The sequence below is a fragment of the Streptomyces sp. H39-C1 genome (assembly GCF_027158125.1).
GTDB lineage: Bacteria > Actinomycetota > Actinomycetes > Streptomycetales > Streptomycetaceae > Actinacidiphila > Actinacidiphila fildesensis.
Map to the genome: position 1 here is coordinate 112,047 of NZ_JAPVLS010000012.1, position 15,694 is coordinate 127,740.

The window sequence follows — 15,694 nt, forward strand, 5'->3', positions numbered from 1 at the left end:
GGCCACCGGTCGTGGGGCGGGTGGTGGCGTGTCGCCCGGGGGTCTCCAAAACCGTGTCCACCAGCGCTGCCGCCGACGGGGACGCGCGGAGTTGGGCTTAGTCTTCGGCTCATGGAGTCCTACACCATTGGTCAGGCGGCGAACCTGCTCGGCGTGAGCGTCGACACGGCGCGGCGCTGGGCGGATGCCGGCCGTTTTCCCACCCGCCGCGAGAACACCCGCCGGTTCGTCGACGGCCCGGACCTTGCCGCCTTCTGCGTCGAAGTCGCGCAGGAGGCCGCCGCGGAGAACGGCGAGGCGTACACATCCGCGCGCAACGCCTTCTCCGGCATCGTCACCGCGGTCAAACTGGGCGACGTCGCCGCCCAGGTCGAGATCCAGGCCGGCCCGCACCGGCTGGTCTCACTGCTCACCCGCGAGGCCGTCGAGGAACTGCAACTGCAGGTCGGCATGCAGGCGACTGCCCGCGTGAAGTCCACCAGCGTCCATATCGATCTCGCCTGAGGGAGAATTCTCGGAGGAGCTGTCGATTCGGCCGTATCTCGTTCGACGCATAGGTGAGAGCGGAAAACAACGAGAGACGGACCAAGGAGAACGCCATGCCCAAGCTGCGCGCACACAACATCACGATCACCCTGGACGGCTACGCCACCGGCACGGGCCAGCGCCTGGACGCACCCTTCGGGGACGGCGTCGACGGTTTGCACGAGTGGATGTTCGCCGCGCTGCGCGCCCGCGACGAGGGCACAGCGGGGATCGACGCCGACTACGTCGAGCGGGGCGACGAGAACATCGGCGCCACCATCATGGGCCGCAACATGTTCGGGCCCGTGCGGGGAGCGTGGCAGGACGAGTCATGGACCGGTTGGTGGGGCGACAACCCGCCCTTCCACCACGACGTGTTCGTCCGCACCCATCACCTGCGGCCGTCGTTGGCGATGAAGGGTGGAACGACCTTCCACTTCACCGACGAGCCCGCCGAAACGGTGCTGCGGCGGGCCTTCGAAGCCGCGGCGGGCCAGGACGTGCGCCTCGGCGGTGGCCCCGGCACCATCCAGCAGTACGTGCGTGCCGGGCTGCTCGACGAACTGCACCTGGTCGTCACGCCCATGCTCGCCGGGAAGGGCGTGCGCCTGTTCGACAACTGGGGCGAATCGATCGACGGCTACCAGGTGGCCGAGCAGGTCAGCTCGGCAGCGGTCACCCACGTCCGCCTGATCCGTCGCTGACGCGCGCCCCCGGCACCGCTCACTTGCGGCGGGACAGCGCGACCATGACCAGCACGAGGACACCGACCAGCAGCACAACCCCCACCACGGTGAGGACGACATGCCCGCCCGAAGAGGGCGGATCAGGAGCGACATCAGCCAGTAGAGACACGTGTGTTCTTCCCTTCGACGGGCCCGGCGACCGGAGCCGGGACCGGCCCCAGTCCCAGAATGAGCATCAACAGGACCGGAAACTCCAGATAGGCGTGGTAGCTCGCGATCGCCGCATACAGCGCCTTTCCCTGCGCGTAGTCCGTCGCGAACAGCGACGCGAGGGCCGCGGCCACGCCCAGGCCCAGCGCCCAGGCCCGCCAGCCGCGCAGTACCGGCACCCGCCGCTCGAACGACCGCGTCGCATCGGGCGCATAGCGCGGCAGGAACCAGACCCAGACCACGTAGTGCATGGTCTGCAGGAAGGCGAACACCGCGACGAAGCGCAGACTCACCGTCGAGTCCAGCCACGCCGGCGGTGTGTACGCGGCGGACAACCGGTCGGTCCAGGCCGTACCGGCGGCCAGCCAGTGGTCGAACGCCCCGGCCATCAGCAGTGCGGGCACCACCAGGACCCATCCGCACTGCACCGCACGGAAGGTGGCCCGCCCTTGCGGCAACCGGCGCGACCACTCCCACAGGAAGAGCAGCGGGACGACGTTGTGCAGATGCGTCAGCACCACGAAGTGGTAGGCGGGGAAGGCCAGTGAGGTGCCGGCCGCCGCCGCGAGCACGGCGACCGAGGCCACCAGGAGCGGCAGCCGGGAGCGCAGCGCGTGCGCACACGCGGTGCCCAGCAGCCCGTAGGCCAGCAGGATCTCGCCGGTGCGCGTCACCGTCGACGGCGGCAGCAGGCGGCACACGACGATCCCCGTGATCAGCAGGCCCAGCAGCCGCAGGAACGGCCCGCGCAGCACCCCTTCGAAGCGGCCGGCCACGTACCGCAGTTCCAGCACGTTGTGCAGGATTCCGAACGTCGCCAGCCCGATGACCGCTGTCCCGGCCGGCAGTCGCAACGCCGCCACGAGGGCGACGGCCGCCGCGCACACGAACCCCACCACCGGCGCGGCACCCAGCCCCCGCACGGCGGGCAGGCCCGCCGCCTGCGCGCTCGCCATCCGTCCCCTCCCCGTGACACGATCCCGCCGTGCCGTACCTGTTCGCCCTCGCCCTGACGCTGCTCGTCGAGGTCCCTGTCTACATCGCGGCGCTCACCGTATCGGCCCGCGTCCGGCCGGCGCGCGCCGGTGCCGCCGCCCTGATGGTCAACTGTGTGACGCACCCACCCCTCTGGTGGTTCCTCGCCCAGGTCCCGGCCGACGACTACTGGGGATACTTCGCCGTGGCCGAGGCAACCGTATGCATGGTGGAGGCGCTGCTCCTCCGCCGTATGCTCCGGCTGAACGGCCCGGTCCCGTACGCGGCATCCGTGACGGCGAACGCGGCGTCGGTCATCGCGGGGTTCCTGCTGATCTGAGCGCATCCGACGCGGCAGCCCCGGCGTCGCACAGGATCGGATCGGTGCCGGCTCAGGTCCCATTCCCCGACCGTCTGGTCTCCGCTCATCTCACCCGTCGGCCGGACACCGAGCCCCCAGGTAGAAGCGCTCGGGGCCGTCCTCGCCCGGGTGCCGGCTGGTCGTGAGTCGGGTGCCACCGCGGCAGCGGATCTCGGCGGCAACGGCCTCGACCGCAGGCCGGTCCAGGTCCTCCGGAAGTCCGGGCCGGTCCGTCATGTGCGCCCCCGCTGGTCGCCCGGGTGTTCGTCCGTGCCGTTCGTTGCCCACCACCGTAGTAGCCGCCACTGACACACCAGTCGGTGGCTCGCGTCGAGCGACAGTCCCCGGCGAAGGGACCACTATCGTGCAACCGTGAACGGATCCGTCCAGCGCCCACTGCTCTTCCTCGACGTCGACGGCCCGCTCATCCCGTTCGGGGCGACACCGCAACAGCATCCGAACGGCTATCCGACGTATCGGACGAGTACCGGTCGGCAGGGAGCCGGATCGCATCCGCTGTTGGCCAGGATCAATCCCGAGTACGGCCCCCGACTGGCGGCACTGCCGTGCGATCTGGTCTGGGCCACGACATGGATGGCCGACGCGAACGAGTGCATCGCCCCGCTGCTCGGCCTGCCGGATCTGCCGGTCGTGAACTGGCCCGAGCCCTCCGACGAGGACGAGGACCAGGACGAACGGAACGACCCGAACCAGCCGTATGATCCGGATGCTCTGGATGAGCGGGCCGGACTGCACTGGAAGACCCGCGCGCTCGTCGAATGGGCCGCAGGTCGCGCCTTCGTCTGGGTCGACGATGAGATCACCGACGCCGACCGCACCTGGGTCTCCGCACAGCATCAGGGACAAGCCCTCCTCCACCGGGTCGACCCCCGCTGGGGCTTGACCGACCGGGATTTCTTCGCTCTCGACGACTGGCTGCGCCGCACCGCCGGGCTGCCCCCGTCCCACGGCACGGGACATCCCCCGTCTCTGCCGACAGGCTGAAAATCGCTCACGGAGCCCTGTCCCGAACCGCACTTCGCTGATTACGGACCCGTACACCCGGGCTGGGCGCCACGATGGCGGCGTGAGACTGACTCCCCCTGAGGCCGTACTGATCGGAACAGCGCTGGGCGCCCTCGCTTCGCTCCTCAGCGTGGGGATCGCGCAGCGCTCCACGACCAGGCGTGAGCGCGAACATCGCGTCTGGGATCGGCGGATGGCGGTCTACGACGAAGCCCTGATCCTGATCCACCGTATTGCCCACGACCGCGGGGAGATGCTCCGGACGGGAATCCTCCCCGAACGCCGGAATCCCCAGACCGACCGGGCGGACATCACCCCCGTACTGGCCAAGCTCGAGATCTATGGTTCCGATCAGCTCCTCGCGGCGCATGAAAAGACCTTCGAGGCCATGCGTGAGTGGATCAATGCCTGGGGTATATGGAAGACCCAGGAGGAGACCAACCCCCGGCGCTCCGACCGTGATCCCTTATGGGTGATCGTCACGGAGGGGGTCAGGAATGCGGAGGAGGCGGACCGGCGCTTCGTGGAACTGCTGCGCGCGGAGGCGCGTGCCGATGGGCACGGAAAGCGCAAGGGGGTTCGATTCCGGAACCGAACGGGGGGCCCGACGCGTGACGCACAATGAGAACTTCATAGAGATATTCCGTGACGATCTCCTCCTGGGATTCGGGGTAAGACTGACACGGAACTTCGCTGTCACCGCCGAGCACTGCCTTCGGGATCGCCCTTCCGACAGTGAGCTGTTGAAGGTTCGCCTACCGGACGGCACGTTCGCGACGGGGCTGCTGAAGGATTACGACATGCTGTCCGACCTGGCGTTACTGAGGCTTGGATTCCAACAGCCGCCACCGCTTCCCGAAGCATTCTTCGATCGTGTGAAGCACGGCGACCCCTGGAAGGCCGTTCATCGATTATCGGACTCCGACGATTTTCTGTCCGGCAATGTCGTCGAAGTCTCCCTGCGTTACGGCAGTACGAAGCACAGGGTCGTCAACGCCCTCCGCCTGCAGTGCGACGGTCCGTGCGACGACCACCGCCAGTTCTCCGGCAGTCCGATCGAACGAGAAGCCCCTCATCGCGCATCCACCGTACTGGGCCTCCTCGTCAAGAGGCCGCCGTACTGCACGGCGCCGGCCGACTCGGCATTCGCCGTGACGATAGAGGAGGCGGTCCGCAGCCTGGCAGGTATCAGACTGGTCGTCCCGACCGGCGTATGGCCGGGCACCGGCGCCGGCTCGGCAGCGAACGGCACAGCAGGGATCCAGACTTCCCCGCTGGTCAAGCCTTACGCCGTAGCGGAAGAAAGCGATCTGGAAGACGACTCCTCATCCAGAAAGGCCATAGCGGAGGCCCTCGAAAAATCCGATCTGGGCGGCAACATATACCCGTTGTGGAGGGGACGGCTGTCATGACAGAACGATCACCCATGGGCGCCGGGGCTCCGGAAGGAAACGTGAACGCACTCGAGACCCTGAACGACGCCATAGAACTGGCGGAGGGCTACCTCCTGGAAGCCGGCGAATCCCGTCCGACGGGAGATGACCTCCTCGTACGGTTCGTGGCGTGTCTCCGCCACCGCGACCTGGTGGGGGAACCTCACCAGGCGATCGCTCAGCGACTCGCCCATTTCGCGAAGCTCCTGTCGGCCATCGGCCTGAAGCAGGGATCGCTGACCATAGCCGATCTGACCTTGCGCCATATGGAGATATCGGAGGCCGACCAGGAGATCTATCCCGCCGCCGTCTGGAACGACCTCGGCATGTTGCTGGCGGAACACGGTGATGTGGAGCGATCCCGGCTCGTCCTGAGCTGCGCCCTCAACAGGGCGCGCCGCAGCGCCGCCCCTGAGCTCGCCCGGATCCTCTCCAACCTCAGTGCCGTGAGTCTGCGGGCGGACGACCTGGAGGACGCCCGAATATGGGCCGAACAGTCGGTGCGGGCCATGGGGAAGTACTGGAGCGTCGACAATCCGGAAGCCCGGCTGACCACCGACTGGGTGTTGCTCGAGATAGCCAGGATCCAGCAGGACCAGCCGGCCATCGGGCGAGCACTGGACGACTTCAGCACCTCGGCCGAGCAGTTCATTCGCGTCAAGGGAAGTGAACATCCGAGAGCCATCGCGGCGCTGGCGGCCCTGACCGCCGCGAAGTTCGAGGTGGCCGCAGCATCCGACGACACCGACGTCAGCGAACAGACCCTGGGTGATCTGGAGACCATCTCCCTGAACGCCTCGGCGATTCTCGGTTCCGACCATCGGCAGACCATCGTCACGCAGGCGTCCCTGGCGGAAGCAGAGTTCACTGCAGCGGAGCAAGGCCCGACGTTCGACGCTCGCAGGAAACGCGCCGTGGCCATGCTGGAGACAGTCGCGGACAACGCCTCGGCGACACTCGGCAGGGATCATCCCCAGACACGCGAAGTGCGTCGAAAACTCGCTGAATTGCGTGCCGCCGTGACACCCGCCCAGGAACTTCCCTACCTGATCGATCAGGTGTACCGACCTCAGCAGAACACCGAGCGCAACGAAGCGAAGAAGTCGGCGCTCACGAGGGAGCGATCCATCATCCGGCTGATCGCGCATGCCGGTGCCTCATATTTTCTCAGCCACGTGGATCTGTTCTACCCAGCGATCATTCGTGCTCTCGAACGACATATCCACTTCCATGTCGTGCTCAGCAGCCCATGGAACAGCCTGGCCGTCTTCAGCAAGCGGGACGCGACGACGGAGAAGGCCAACGTTCAGAACATCGTGGACCTCGTCGAGGACAGCCAGTACTACCTGGAAACGTTCCTCCCGGTGATCCAGTCCTACTTGCGGCTTCAGGAACAGTACGGAGACCTCATCGAGTTGCGGCTGACCCCGATGGACATCTCCGGGTCCACGCTCCTCACCACGGACATGGGATTCTTTGAACCCTATCTGACGGCCAACCCTGACTTCCGGACCCGTCGAGGACTGAGTGCCTTCGAGATCCGGTTCAGCCAGAGCAGCAGATATTACGACGACAGCGTGGCCGCATTCAATACCCAGTGGGAATTGGCCAGCACCTGGGGGCAGTTCGGCGCCCACGAGGAACAGCACAAGCAGATTCTTCGCGATGTGGTGTCCGCGCTGAGTGACGACAAGCCGGGAAGAGCCGTCAAGGAAGGTGCAGAGCGCCCGCGCTGAAACTTCGGACAACGCCGACCGAACCGACGAAGAGCGCCTCCGGCAACGCATCCAGCGGCCAGAACTCCCACCTCACACAGCGCTCCGGCTCGCATACCCGGATGTCCCCTTCAAACGCCAGCACCTCTACTCCGACCTGTATATGGTGATTCGCAGCCGGATCAGGATCCGTCACGCAGACGACCCGCGCGCCGATGGCGCGGACACCGGTCTCCTCCTCCAACTCCCGGCGGGCGGCCTCGATCAAGGTCTCACCCAGTTCGAGATGACCGCCGGGCAGTCCCCACGTGCCGGCACCGAAGGCATTGGCACGCAGTCCGAGGAGTACACGATCCCCGACCCGCACGATCGCCTGGACGCCTACCCGTACGTGCTCCGCCATCCCCGTCCCTCACGCATCAGGGTAGGTGTTCACGAAGTTGTCCATGTTTCTCGTCAGAGAAATCAGCTCCCCTGAGGGAAATGCGCCCTTCATCCCCTCCGAGCACTTCGCCAGCTCGTCGAACAGGTTTCCGATACGCCGCTCGCCGGCCTCGTCGACCACCACCATCTCGCAGTCCGGGTCGATGAAGAAGTAGCTGCCCGTGCGGGTGGAGTTCCGATAGACACGCAGAGTGACTCCACGCTCGGCAGCGGCCTTCTCGCACTTCCTGACCACTTCGTCGAAGTCCTCCTGGCTGACCGCGAGCCAGTCCCGATTGTCCGCACCGTAGTTGGTCTCCGACATCTGGTACACCTTCCACACATCGGGAAGCCAGGAGTCCTCCTCAATCAGGTCGAGAACCCTAGAAGCCCCAGAAAGGTTGAGATGCGTGACAACCGTCCCCAATTTGACCTGAACCGGCTTGTGGTTCTTTCGCACTTCCGCGAGCAGCGCGAGTACCTTCTCGCGATGCGGTGCGACGCCTGTCCGCAAGGCCGCGTGTTCGATGGGGTCCGCGGATTCCAGGGGCAGGGCGATCCAGGAGAGGCTGGGGAGGATGCGCTCCATCGTTCGCAGAGGCGCCAGCCCATTGGTACTGAGGACGACTCGCGGCCCCGGGTCTCCCGAGGGAGAGGATCGATGCAACGCGCCGACAAGGTCCGCCAGATAAGGCAGAAGCGTGGGCTCGCCCCCAGAAACCACCACTCCCTGCACGCAGGCATCTCGTAATACTTCGGCAACCCGCAGGGCGTCCCTTCGAGACATGGAGGGAACTTCATGCCTGGGCCCGAAACAGAAGGGACAAGTCAAGTTGCACCTGCCGATTGGCCGGAGGTCAACGAAGGCAGGAAGTTGCATGATGGGACTCTAAACCAAATCCGTAGCACTGAACGTGAACAATCGCAGCTCGAACTGAAGCCCGCAATGGGCCATCCACTCGCTCAAGATCACTCCCGTCACAGATCACGATCTCGTTGGACGCGCATGCTCGGAACATCAGTGCGATGATCAACAGCCGGGCCTGTCCGCCCGCCACCATGACGGCCCAGCCCGCTCGCAGCAGAGTGGAGCGCCAGGGTCCAGGTGCAGCCTGCCGGCGCGGAGCCGCATGGAAGGATGGGCCCATGGGATCGCGGCTGCCGTTCGGGGACGAGTTGAGGAGTGAACTGGGATCGCCCGGTCGCTCACGCAGACTGGGCAGCAGCCCCCGCTCACGTGTGTGGCGCGTTGAGCTGCCCGGAGCGTCGGCCGTGGTGAAGCAGTTCGTGGAGGGCCCCGACGCCGCCGAGCGGTACACACGTGAGGTGACCGCTCTGCGGCTGGCCGGCCGGGCCGCATCACCCGTGGTGCCCGCGCTGCTGGCCACCGATCCCGGCGAGCGTGTGGTGGTGCTGGAGCACTGGGAGCACCAACAACCCGCCGGCGACTGGATCGTCGACTACGCCGCCGCGCTGGCCCAGCTGCACACCACCACCGGTCCGCAGGATGTCGGCGTGCTCCCCCGCTGGCAGGGTCCGGGTCAGGACGACGTCGACGCGTTCCTCCGGTTGGCCGCGGTGCTGGAGGCTCCCGTGCCGCCCGGTGTGTCCGAAGAACTCGAAGCCCTCATCGACCGGCTCGACCGAGCACCCGGGCATGCGCTTCTGCACGGGGATCCGTGCCCTGGCAACGACCTGCACACCACGGCGGGAGTCAGGTTCATCGACTTCGAGCAGGCCTCGCTGGGCAGCGGCGTCATGGAGCTCGCCTATCTGCGCATCGGATTTCCCACCTGCTGGTGCGTCACCTCGGCGAACGAACCGCTGCTGGAGCGGGCCGAGAACGCCTACCGAACCGCGTGGCGCGCGGCGACCGGATCGGAGATCCAGGGCGACCTCACCGACGCGTGCGCCGGCTGGCTGATCCGCGGCGACGCGCTGGTCCAGCGTGCACACCGCGACGGCACCGACTACCTGGCACGTGTCCCGAGGCGGGACTGGAAGTGGGGTACGGCAACCGCTCGGCAGCGGCTCGTCCACCGACTCGGAGTCGTCGGCAGGATGGCCGCCGGCCATGCCTCGCTCCAGGGCGTGAGCAGCCTCAGCACGGACATGCATCAGCGGATGCTCGCCCGCTGGTCCGCGATTCAGCCGGTCCCGAGCGAACGACCGTAGCGCTCCGAGATGTGCCCGGCCGGCTCAAGGGCCGGCCGGGCACCTGACGTTCCGACGTGTCGGTCAGGTGGCGAGGTGCCACTGCTGGTTGGCGGCGGAGCTGTTGCAGGCCCAGATCTGGAGCCGGGTGCCGTTGGCGGAACTGGCGCCGGTGGCGTCCAGGCAGCGGCCCGATCCGGTGTTGACGAGAGTACTTCCGGCGCCCGCGGTCCACTTCTGCGCTGCGGTGCCGTTGCAGTCGTAGAGCTGGATCTTGGTGCCGTCAGCGGTGCCCGCTGCGGTGACGTCCATGCACTTGCCGAGCGCTCGCAGGGTGCCGTCGGACGAGGAGGTCCAGGCCTGCGCGCCCGTTCCGTTGCAGTCATAGAGCTGTATGGGCGTGCCGTTGGCGCTGTTCGACGCCGCTACGTCGACGCACTTGTTGCCGATTCCGGTGAGCGGGTGGCCGGCGCCGCCGCCCCCGGTGTCGCTGGTGGTGACGTGCACGTAGTCCACGACGAGCTGCTGCGGGAACGTGGTGCCGGAGTTGGGGTCGCCGGGCCAGTCACCGCCCACCGCGAGGTTGAGGAGCAGGTAGAAGGGGTGGTCGAACACCCAGCGGTTGCCGTTGAGGTCGGCGGGGGTGCGCGTCTCGTAGACGTTGCCGTCGACGGACCACTTGATGGAGTTCGGCGCCCAGTCGACGGCGAAGGTGTGGAAGGCGTCGGAGAAGCTCTGGCCGCCGGGGAGCGTGTAGCCGGCACCGATGCCGCCGGCTCCGGAGTAGCCGGGGCCGTGGATGGTGCCGTGTACGGAACCGGGCTCGAAGCCGACGTTCTCCATGATGTCGATCTCACCACTGCCGGGCCAGCCGGCCGTGCCGATGTCGTTGCCGAGCATCCAGAACGCGGGCCACATGCCCTGGCCGCGCGGGAGTTTCATGCGGGTCTCGAAGTGGCCGTACGCCTGGGTGAACTTGGTGGGCGTGGAGAGCCGGGCGGAGGTGTACTGACAGGTGCCGTACCAGCACTGGTAGTTGGCCGGGTTCTCCTTGCGGGCGGTGATGACGAGATTGCCCTGGCCGTCGAGGGCAGCGTTGTGGTTACCGCTCGTGTAGTACTCCCGCTCGTGGTTGTTGACGTTGTCGCCGGTCTCGTAGCCCCATTTGGAGCTGTCGACCGCGCTTCCCGCGGCACCGTTGAAGTCATCGGTGAACGTGGCGGCGGCCGCCGCGGGAGAGGTGTTCTCGGCTCCGGAGGCTTGGGGGGACAGCGCCTGCTGGAGCCAGCCGCAGAGCAGGAGCACGGCGGCGGCGAACAGTGCGAGGGGGCGGGGGCTGATGCGTCGGGTGGGGGGTGACGCCGACATGACGGGCTCCTCAGTGGGGGACGGTGGAAAGCCGGAAGGCAGTCGTGCTCCTCGCTTCACGGATGGGGGTCTGCGGGTTCCGGGCACAGAGACGACGGGGGGTAAGCACTCACGTCCTCGTCATACGACAGAACATGACAGGGCATGACGGACGGGACATGGCGACACCTGGGCTACACATACCGGCCCGTGCGGGCACGCGGGTACGAGGGGTCAGCTGAGGCAAGGTACCGCTTCCGGCGCCCCGCAGCGTCGGAACAGTCGGTACACGACAAGCCCCAGGCAGAGTCCCACGGTTGATGTACGGCCGGTCGAGGTGCGGCCCGAGCGGGTCGGGACAGTGTCCTGAAACGCTGTACGACCACGACCATGCTTGGACTAGACCACGACGCTGTCAAGACCACGGCGTCCCCTTCCCGCCTTTCCGGGGCCATCAGTGCAGTACAGCGCCCCCATGGGTTGCGTGAGCCGCCGGCAATCGCCGGCGAGCGGCAACTGCGGGGCCTGTGCGAGGTCTTGACGGGGTCGTGTCCCCTCGGTTAAATCACCACCTGGATTAAGTCGTGAACAAAGTGAAGTCTTCTACTGATGCTCCGTCAGGAGAGCGTCGGTAGGCCGTCCGACCTGTTCGCTGCCGACGCCCGCACCTCGGTCTCTCCGCACGATCCCCCCACTGTCACTCCGCCGTGCCCAGGAGGAACCCCGTCCCATGTTGCGAACCCGCACGGCGCTCCCCGTGCAACGCGTACTGATACGGCTGCTCGCGCTCTGCATGCTCCTGCTCGGCCTCACCGCCGTCCCGGACTCGGGCACCGCGCACGCGGCCCCCACCTTCAAGGTGCTGGCGTTCTACGACGGCACCTACGACGCCGCGCACATCAGCTTCGTCCACGAGGCCAACCAGTGGTTCCCGCAGCACGCCGCGGAGAACGGCTTCACGTACACCGCGACCAGTGACTGGAGCCAGCTCAACACCGCGAACCTGGCCAAGTACCAAGTGGTCCTGTTCCTGGACAACCACCCGCAGACCGCAGCCCAGCAGAGTGCGTTCAAGACGTACATGGACAACGGCGGCGGCTGGATGGGCTTCCACGTCTCGGCCTACAACGACTCCACTTCCAACAGCTGGTCCTGGTACCACAACACCTTCCTGGGCACCGGCACCTTCAAGAGCAACACCTGGGGCCCGACGGCCGAGACGCTGAAGGTCGAGGACCGCGCACACCCGTCGATGGCAGGGCTGCCGGCCAGCATCGCCTCGTCGGTCAGCGAGTGGTACAGCTGGAACAACGATCTGCGCCAGAACCCGAACATCGACATCCTGGCCTCCCTCGACCCGTCCACCTTCCCGGTCGGGACGGACCCCGCCCAGACCTGGAACAGCGGCTACTACCCGATCATCTGGACCAACCGCCAGTACAAGATGCTGTACGCGAACTTCGGTCACAACGCGATGAACTACGACACCAACACCGCGCTGTCGTCGACCTTCGCGAGCGCCCAGCAGAACCAGTTCCTCCTCAACGGCATCAAGTGGCTCGGTGGCGGCGGTGCGTCCAATCCGGGTGCCGGCTTCACGCTCGGCGTGACGCCCGCCTCGGGCACGGTGGCACCCGGCGCGTCGGCCACCGCCACGGTCACGACGGCCGTCACGTCCGGCGGTACGGCGCAGAGCGTGGCGCTGACCGCGAGCGGTGCCCCGTCGGGAGCGACCGTGTCGTTCAGCCCGGCGTCGGTGACCTCGGGAGGCGGCTCGACGCTGACCGTGGCCACGACCTCGGCGGTCGCACCTGGCACGTACCCCATCACCGTCACCGGCACCGGCTCGTCGGGTGCCCAGACAGCCACCTACAGCTTGACGGTGACGGGCACCGGCGGCGGCTCGGGTGCGATCACGGGCTACGGCGGTAAGTGCGTGGATGTGGCGGGTGCGAGTTCCACGAACGGTGCCGCGGTGCAGCTCTACGACTGCAACGGAACCGGCGCGCAGAGCTGGGCGGTGGGCGCGGACGGCAGCGTGAAGGCGCCGGGCAAGTGCATGGACGTCTCTGCCGCCGGTACCGCGAACGGCACCAAGGTCCAGTTGTACGACTGCAACGGGACCACCGCTCAGAAGTGGACGCCGAGCACCAACAACACCCTGGTCAACGCCGGTTCCGGTCGCTGCCTCGACGCCTCGGGACCGAGTTCCGCCAACGGCACCCGGCTGCAGATCTGGACCTGCAACAGCGCCGCCGCCAACCAGCAGTGGCATCTCCCCAGCTGAAGGACCGGTGGTCCCCCGGGTGAACCGGGGGAACACCGTTCGGTCGCGGAATTCACGACCCGGCGGATTTCACCCGGGTCGCTCGTCGATCAGGCGGTGTTCGCCCACACCGTGACGTTCAGTACGACATAGGCCGGCTGGGCCGACGAGATCGTGACGCCGGCCATTCTGCCGTTCTCGATCAGACAGAACGATGTTCCCGGAGCGCTGTCGGCCTGATTGGCGAACACGGTGTTACTCGCACAGGCCTCGTAATTGGGTGTGCTGCCGGCCGGAAGACTCAGCATCTTGTCCCCGTTGATGGGCACGAACACCAGATGGTCCGCGGGCGCGGCCGTGCCCAGATCCCCTAATCCCGTCGTGCTGAACTGGGACTGCGTGGGCTTCGTGGGGCCAAGGGGTATGGAGTGGCCAAAACCGAGATTGACGCTGTAGCTGCCGAGAACCGTTCCGTTGGTCGAGGCGGGCGGCGACTCCGGCGACGAAGTGGTCGGATCGGGTCCGGGAGTGGTCGGCGGGGTCGTCACCTTGGCCGGCGGCGCCGTGACGGTGATGGTCGGGTCAGGCTCGGGCGAGGCGACATTGTGGCCGACGACGGCGCCGACTCCGAAGGTCGCCAGCGCGGAGGCCAGCACGGTGACGATGCCGACGACGTTGGTCAGCAGTTCTCTGATGTTCGTCAGCGTCGTGTTGAGGTCGCTCCGGCCGGCGGCCGCGTTCGGCGGGGCACCCTACGGTGGATTTACCGGTCGCGGCGGATTGCCCGGTCGCGGAATACCGGGCGTCGGATTGCCCGGGGCCGGATTGCCCGGGGTCGGATCGCTCGGGGTCGGATCGCTCGGGGTCGGATCGCTCGGCCGTGTGGTGCCGGACTGATGGGACATGATCTGGTTCCCCCCAGAGTTTTGGACGGACTCGCGCCGTAGTCAGGTCCGGACTTTCCCCAAGATCACGCCGCGGAGCGCGAGATCCATTTCCTGGCCACTACGGCTCGAACACCCACTGGACAGATTAGGAGAAACCCTTATCCTCCACAGCACTTCTCGCAGACTGCCCCAAGGCACCCGCTACCGGCGAACTCATTCGGCCCGATTCGGTTTGCGTTCCATTGACGGTTCGAGGAGCGGGCCCGTGCCCCTCGCGCAGAAATTACGCGACTCGCGGCATATGACCTGGAATATGAATGTTCGCGCATGATTGCCTGCGCCAGTGAAAACCAGAAGCAAGCTCGCCATCGCGACCGCCGTCACCGCTGCCCTGGTGACCGCAGGTCCGCTGTCCGCCGCCGCGAAGCCCGGCCCCGCCGGGGCGGGCGCACCCGTTCTCGCGCCGCTCCGCGTCCCGGCGTCGTCCCCCATCGCCGACCAGTACATCGTCCAGCTCAAGCCGAAGGCCAACGTCGCCGATGCGGTGACCAAGTCCGGGGTGCCCTCCCTGTTCAGGTTCAGCAGGGTGCTCCGGGGCTTCGGCGCCAAGATGTCGGCCGCTCAGCTGGCCAAGGTCAGGGCGAACCCGAACGTCCTGGCCGTGGAGCAGGACGCCGAGTTCCGCGCGCCGGAGCCCGGCACCCCGGCGAAGACGACCGCGGCCGCCGGCGCGGTGGCGCCTTCGGCGTCCTGGGGCCTGGACCGGATCGACCAGCCGAACCTGCCGCTGGACAACACCTTCACCGTGACCGCCACGGGTGCCGGCGCCAACGCCTATGTCCTCGACTCCGGCATCGATTACAACCACAGTGAGTTCGAGGGCCGCGCCGTCCCCGGCTTCGACGCGTTCCCGTCCCAGGGACGCAACGGAGCGGACTGCGAGGGACACGGCACCCACGTCGCGGGCACCATCGGCGGCAAGACGTACGGCGTCGCACGCCAGGCGACGCTGATCAGCGTCCGGGTCCTCGACTGTGCCGGCAAGAGCAGCAGTCTGAAAGTCATCGCCGGACTCGAATGGGCGGGAGCGAACGCGGCGATGAACCCCGGCAAGCCGGCGGTCCTCAACGCCTCACTCGGCGGCCCGGTGTCCTCCATGGTCAACAGCGCCGTCAGCTCCCTCCTCGACCTGGGCGTCCTGCCCGTCGTCGCGGCGGGCAACGAAGCGACCGACGCCTGCACCACCTCCCCGGCGTCGGCGGGGAGCGTCGTGGCCGTCGGCGCGAGCAACCGGCAGGACCAGGAGACCGACTTCTCCAACTACGGCAAGTGCGTGTCGCTCTACGCCCCCGGACAGGCCATCGTGTCGGCCAAGCTCGGCGGCGGCAGCGTCGCTCTGGACGGCACCTCCATGGCCTCTCCGCATGTCGCCGGGACCGCGCTGCTGTACAAGACCACCCATCCGGCCGCGACTCCGCAGGACATCACGGCCTGGTTGGCGGACACCGCCACCAAGGGCGTCCTGAGCTCGGTCAGCAAGACCTCCCCCAACAAGCTGCTGTTCACCGACGGCATCTGACCCGCCCAGGACCCGGACCCCGCACCGCGGACCCCGCACCGCGCGGCCGGCGGGCCGGCGGCTCCAGGCCCACAGGAGCCGCCGGCCCCCGTTTTCGAGGCCGCCGC

The 15,694-nt window shown here is 67.3% G+C and carries 17 protein-coding genes; 10 read left to right on the forward strand and 7 right to left on the reverse strand.

The features are described from left to right. The first annotated feature begins 111 nt into the window (after positions 1-111). Together O3W51_RS10885 and O3W51_RS10890 are read left to right on the forward strand one after the other, a co-directional pair. The gene (locus tag O3W51_RS10885) at positions 112-504 is read left to right on the forward strand and encodes a TOBE domain-containing protein (RefSeq protein WP_138356643.1); all 393 of its coding nucleotides are present in this window, start codon (positions 112-114) and stop codon (positions 502-504) included. Between the two features lie 95 nt (positions 505-599). After that, the gene (locus O3W51_RS10890; RefSeq protein ID WP_269285410.1) at positions 600-1,229 is read left to right on the forward strand and encodes a dihydrofolate reductase family protein; all 630 of its coding nucleotides are present in this window, start codon (positions 600-602) and stop codon (positions 1,227-1,229) included. 19 nt (positions 1,230-1,248) lie between these two features. On the opposite strand, the gene O3W51_RS10895 is transcribed toward O3W51_RS10890, so the two are convergent. After that, entirely contained in the window at positions 1,249-1,380 is a 132-nt protein-coding gene (locus O3W51_RS10895) for a hypothetical protein (protein WP_269285412.1), read from the reverse strand. After that, complete coding sequence (locus O3W51_RS10900; RefSeq protein ID WP_269285414.1) at positions 1,364-2,377, reverse strand: hypothetical protein; 1,014 nt, start codon at positions 2,375-2,377, stop codon at positions 1,364-1,366. Before O3W51_RS10900 ends, O3W51_RS10895 begins: the two co-directional genes overlap by 17 nt. A gap of 29 nt (positions 2,378-2,406) precedes the next feature. Between O3W51_RS10900 and O3W51_RS10905 the strand changes: the two genes are divergently transcribed. Next, entirely contained in the window at positions 2,407-2,736 is a 330-nt protein-coding gene (locus tag O3W51_RS10905; RefSeq protein WP_269285500.1) for a hypothetical protein, read from the forward strand. Between the two features lie 90 nt (positions 2,737-2,826). Here O3W51_RS10905 and O3W51_RS10910 read toward each other — a convergent pair whose 3' ends face one another. Further along, complete coding sequence (locus tag O3W51_RS10910) at positions 2,827-2,994, reverse strand: hypothetical protein (protein WP_443048268.1); 168 nt, start codon at positions 2,992-2,994, stop codon at positions 2,827-2,829. 135 nt (positions 2,995-3,129) lie between these two features. Between O3W51_RS10910 and O3W51_RS10915 the strand changes: the two genes are divergently transcribed. From O3W51_RS10915 to O3W51_RS10930, 4 genes are all read left to right on the forward strand, one after another. Continuing rightward, entirely contained in the window at positions 3,130-3,762 is a 633-nt protein-coding gene (locus tag O3W51_RS10915; protein WP_138356646.1) for an HAD domain-containing protein, read from the forward strand. 151 nt (positions 3,763-3,913) lie between these two features. Further along, complete coding sequence (locus O3W51_RS10920; RefSeq protein ID WP_138356647.1) at positions 3,914-4,408, forward strand: hypothetical protein; 495 nt, start codon at positions 3,914-3,916, stop codon at positions 4,406-4,408. Continuing rightward, positions 4,395-5,195 carry a trypsin-like peptidase domain-containing protein gene (locus tag O3W51_RS10925; RefSeq protein WP_269285418.1) on the forward strand — a complete coding sequence of 267 codons (801 nt, stop codon included), beginning with the start codon at positions 4,395-4,397 and terminating at the stop codon, positions 5,193-5,195. Before O3W51_RS10920 ends, O3W51_RS10925 begins: the two co-directional genes overlap by 14 nt. Positions 5,196-5,236: 41 nt before the next feature. Next, positions 5,237-6,952: a tetratricopeptide repeat protein gene (locus tag O3W51_RS10930; RefSeq protein WP_138356649.1), complete on the forward strand. Its 1,716-nt coding sequence runs from the start codon at positions 5,237-5,239 to the stop codon at positions 6,950-6,952. On the opposite strand, the gene O3W51_RS10935 is transcribed toward O3W51_RS10930, so the two are convergent. Continuing rightward, positions 6,924-7,334, reverse strand: coding sequence for an NUDIX domain-containing protein (locus O3W51_RS10935; RefSeq protein ID WP_138356650.1), 411 nt, complete (start codon positions 7,332-7,334; stop codon positions 6,924-6,926). The two genes, O3W51_RS10930 and O3W51_RS10935, sit on opposite strands and share 29 nt — an antisense overlap. 9 nt (positions 7,335-7,343) lie before the next feature. After that, a complete protein-coding gene (locus O3W51_RS10940; RefSeq protein WP_138356651.1) occupies positions 7,344-8,234 on the reverse strand; it encodes a radical SAM protein in 891 nt (296 codons plus the stop codon). Between the two features lie 266 nt (positions 8,235-8,500). Here O3W51_RS10940 and O3W51_RS10945 point away from each other — a divergent pair, with 266 nt between their 5' ends. Next, the gene (locus O3W51_RS10945) at positions 8,501-9,529 is read left to right on the forward strand and encodes a phosphotransferase family protein (RefSeq protein WP_269285421.1); all 1,029 of its coding nucleotides are present in this window, start codon (positions 8,501-8,503) and stop codon (positions 9,527-9,529) included. Between the two features lie 63 nt (positions 9,530-9,592). Here O3W51_RS10945 and O3W51_RS10950 read toward each other — a convergent pair whose 3' ends face one another. Continuing rightward, the gene (locus tag O3W51_RS10950) at positions 9,593-10,876 is read right to left on the reverse strand and encodes a ricin-type beta-trefoil lectin domain protein (RefSeq protein WP_269285423.1); all 1,284 of its coding nucleotides are present in this window, start codon (positions 10,874-10,876) and stop codon (positions 9,593-9,595) included. Positions 10,877-11,585: 709 nt separating this feature from the next. Here O3W51_RS10950 and O3W51_RS10955 point away from each other — a divergent pair. Then, positions 11,586-13,142: a ThuA domain-containing protein gene (locus tag O3W51_RS10955; protein WP_269285426.1), complete on the forward strand. Its 1,557-nt coding sequence runs from the start codon at positions 11,586-11,588 to the stop codon at positions 13,140-13,142. Between the two features lie 89 nt (positions 13,143-13,231). On the opposite strand, the gene O3W51_RS10960 is transcribed toward O3W51_RS10955, so the two are convergent. Continuing rightward, positions 13,232-13,777 carry a hypothetical protein gene (locus O3W51_RS10960; RefSeq protein ID WP_269285428.1) on the reverse strand — a complete coding sequence of 182 codons (546 nt, stop codon included), beginning with the start codon at positions 13,775-13,777 and terminating at the stop codon, positions 13,232-13,234. Between the two features lie 574 nt (positions 13,778-14,351). On the opposite strand from O3W51_RS10960, the gene O3W51_RS10965 reads away from it, so the two are divergent. Then, the gene (locus O3W51_RS10965; protein ID WP_269285430.1) at positions 14,352-15,587 is read left to right on the forward strand and encodes a S8 family peptidase; all 1,236 of its coding nucleotides are present in this window, start codon (positions 14,352-14,354) and stop codon (positions 15,585-15,587) included. The last annotated feature ends 107 nt before the right edge of the window (positions 15,588-15,694 follow it).

Bases quoted from the DNA above. Each gene is read 5' to 3' on its own strand.
- O3W51_RS10890 (WP_269285410.1), top strand. From the start codon at position 600: ATGCCCAAGCTGCGCGCACACAACATCACGATCACCCTGGACGGCTAC.
- O3W51_RS10940 (WP_138356651.1), bottom strand. From the start codon at position 8,234: ATGCAACTTCCTGCCTTCGTTGACCTCCGGCCAATCGGCAGGTGCAAC.
- O3W51_RS10950 (WP_269285423.1), bottom strand. From the start codon at position 10,876: ATGTCGGCGTCACCCCCCACCCGACGCATCAGCCCCCGCCCCCTCGCA.
- O3W51_RS10935 (WP_138356650.1), bottom strand. From the start codon at position 7,334: ATGGCGGAGCACGTACGGGTAGGCGTCCAGGCGATCGTGCGGGTCGGG.
- O3W51_RS10900 (WP_269285414.1), bottom strand. From the start codon at position 2,377: ATGGCGAGCGCGCAGGCGGCGGGCCTGCCCGCCGTGCGGGGGCTGGGT.
- O3W51_RS10885 (WP_138356643.1), top strand. From the start codon at position 112: ATGGAGTCCTACACCATTGGTCAGGCGGCGAACCTGCTCGGCGTGAGC.
- O3W51_RS10945 (WP_269285421.1), top strand. From the start codon at position 8,501: ATGGGATCGCGGCTGCCGTTCGGGGACGAGTTGAGGAGTGAACTGGGA.
- O3W51_RS10955 (WP_269285426.1), top strand. From the start codon at position 11,586: ATGTTGCGAACCCGCACGGCGCTCCCCGTGCAACGCGTACTGATACGG.
- O3W51_RS10910 (WP_443048268.1), bottom strand. From the start codon at position 2,994: ATGACGGACCGGCCCGGACTTCCGGAGGACCTGGACCGGCCTGCGGTC.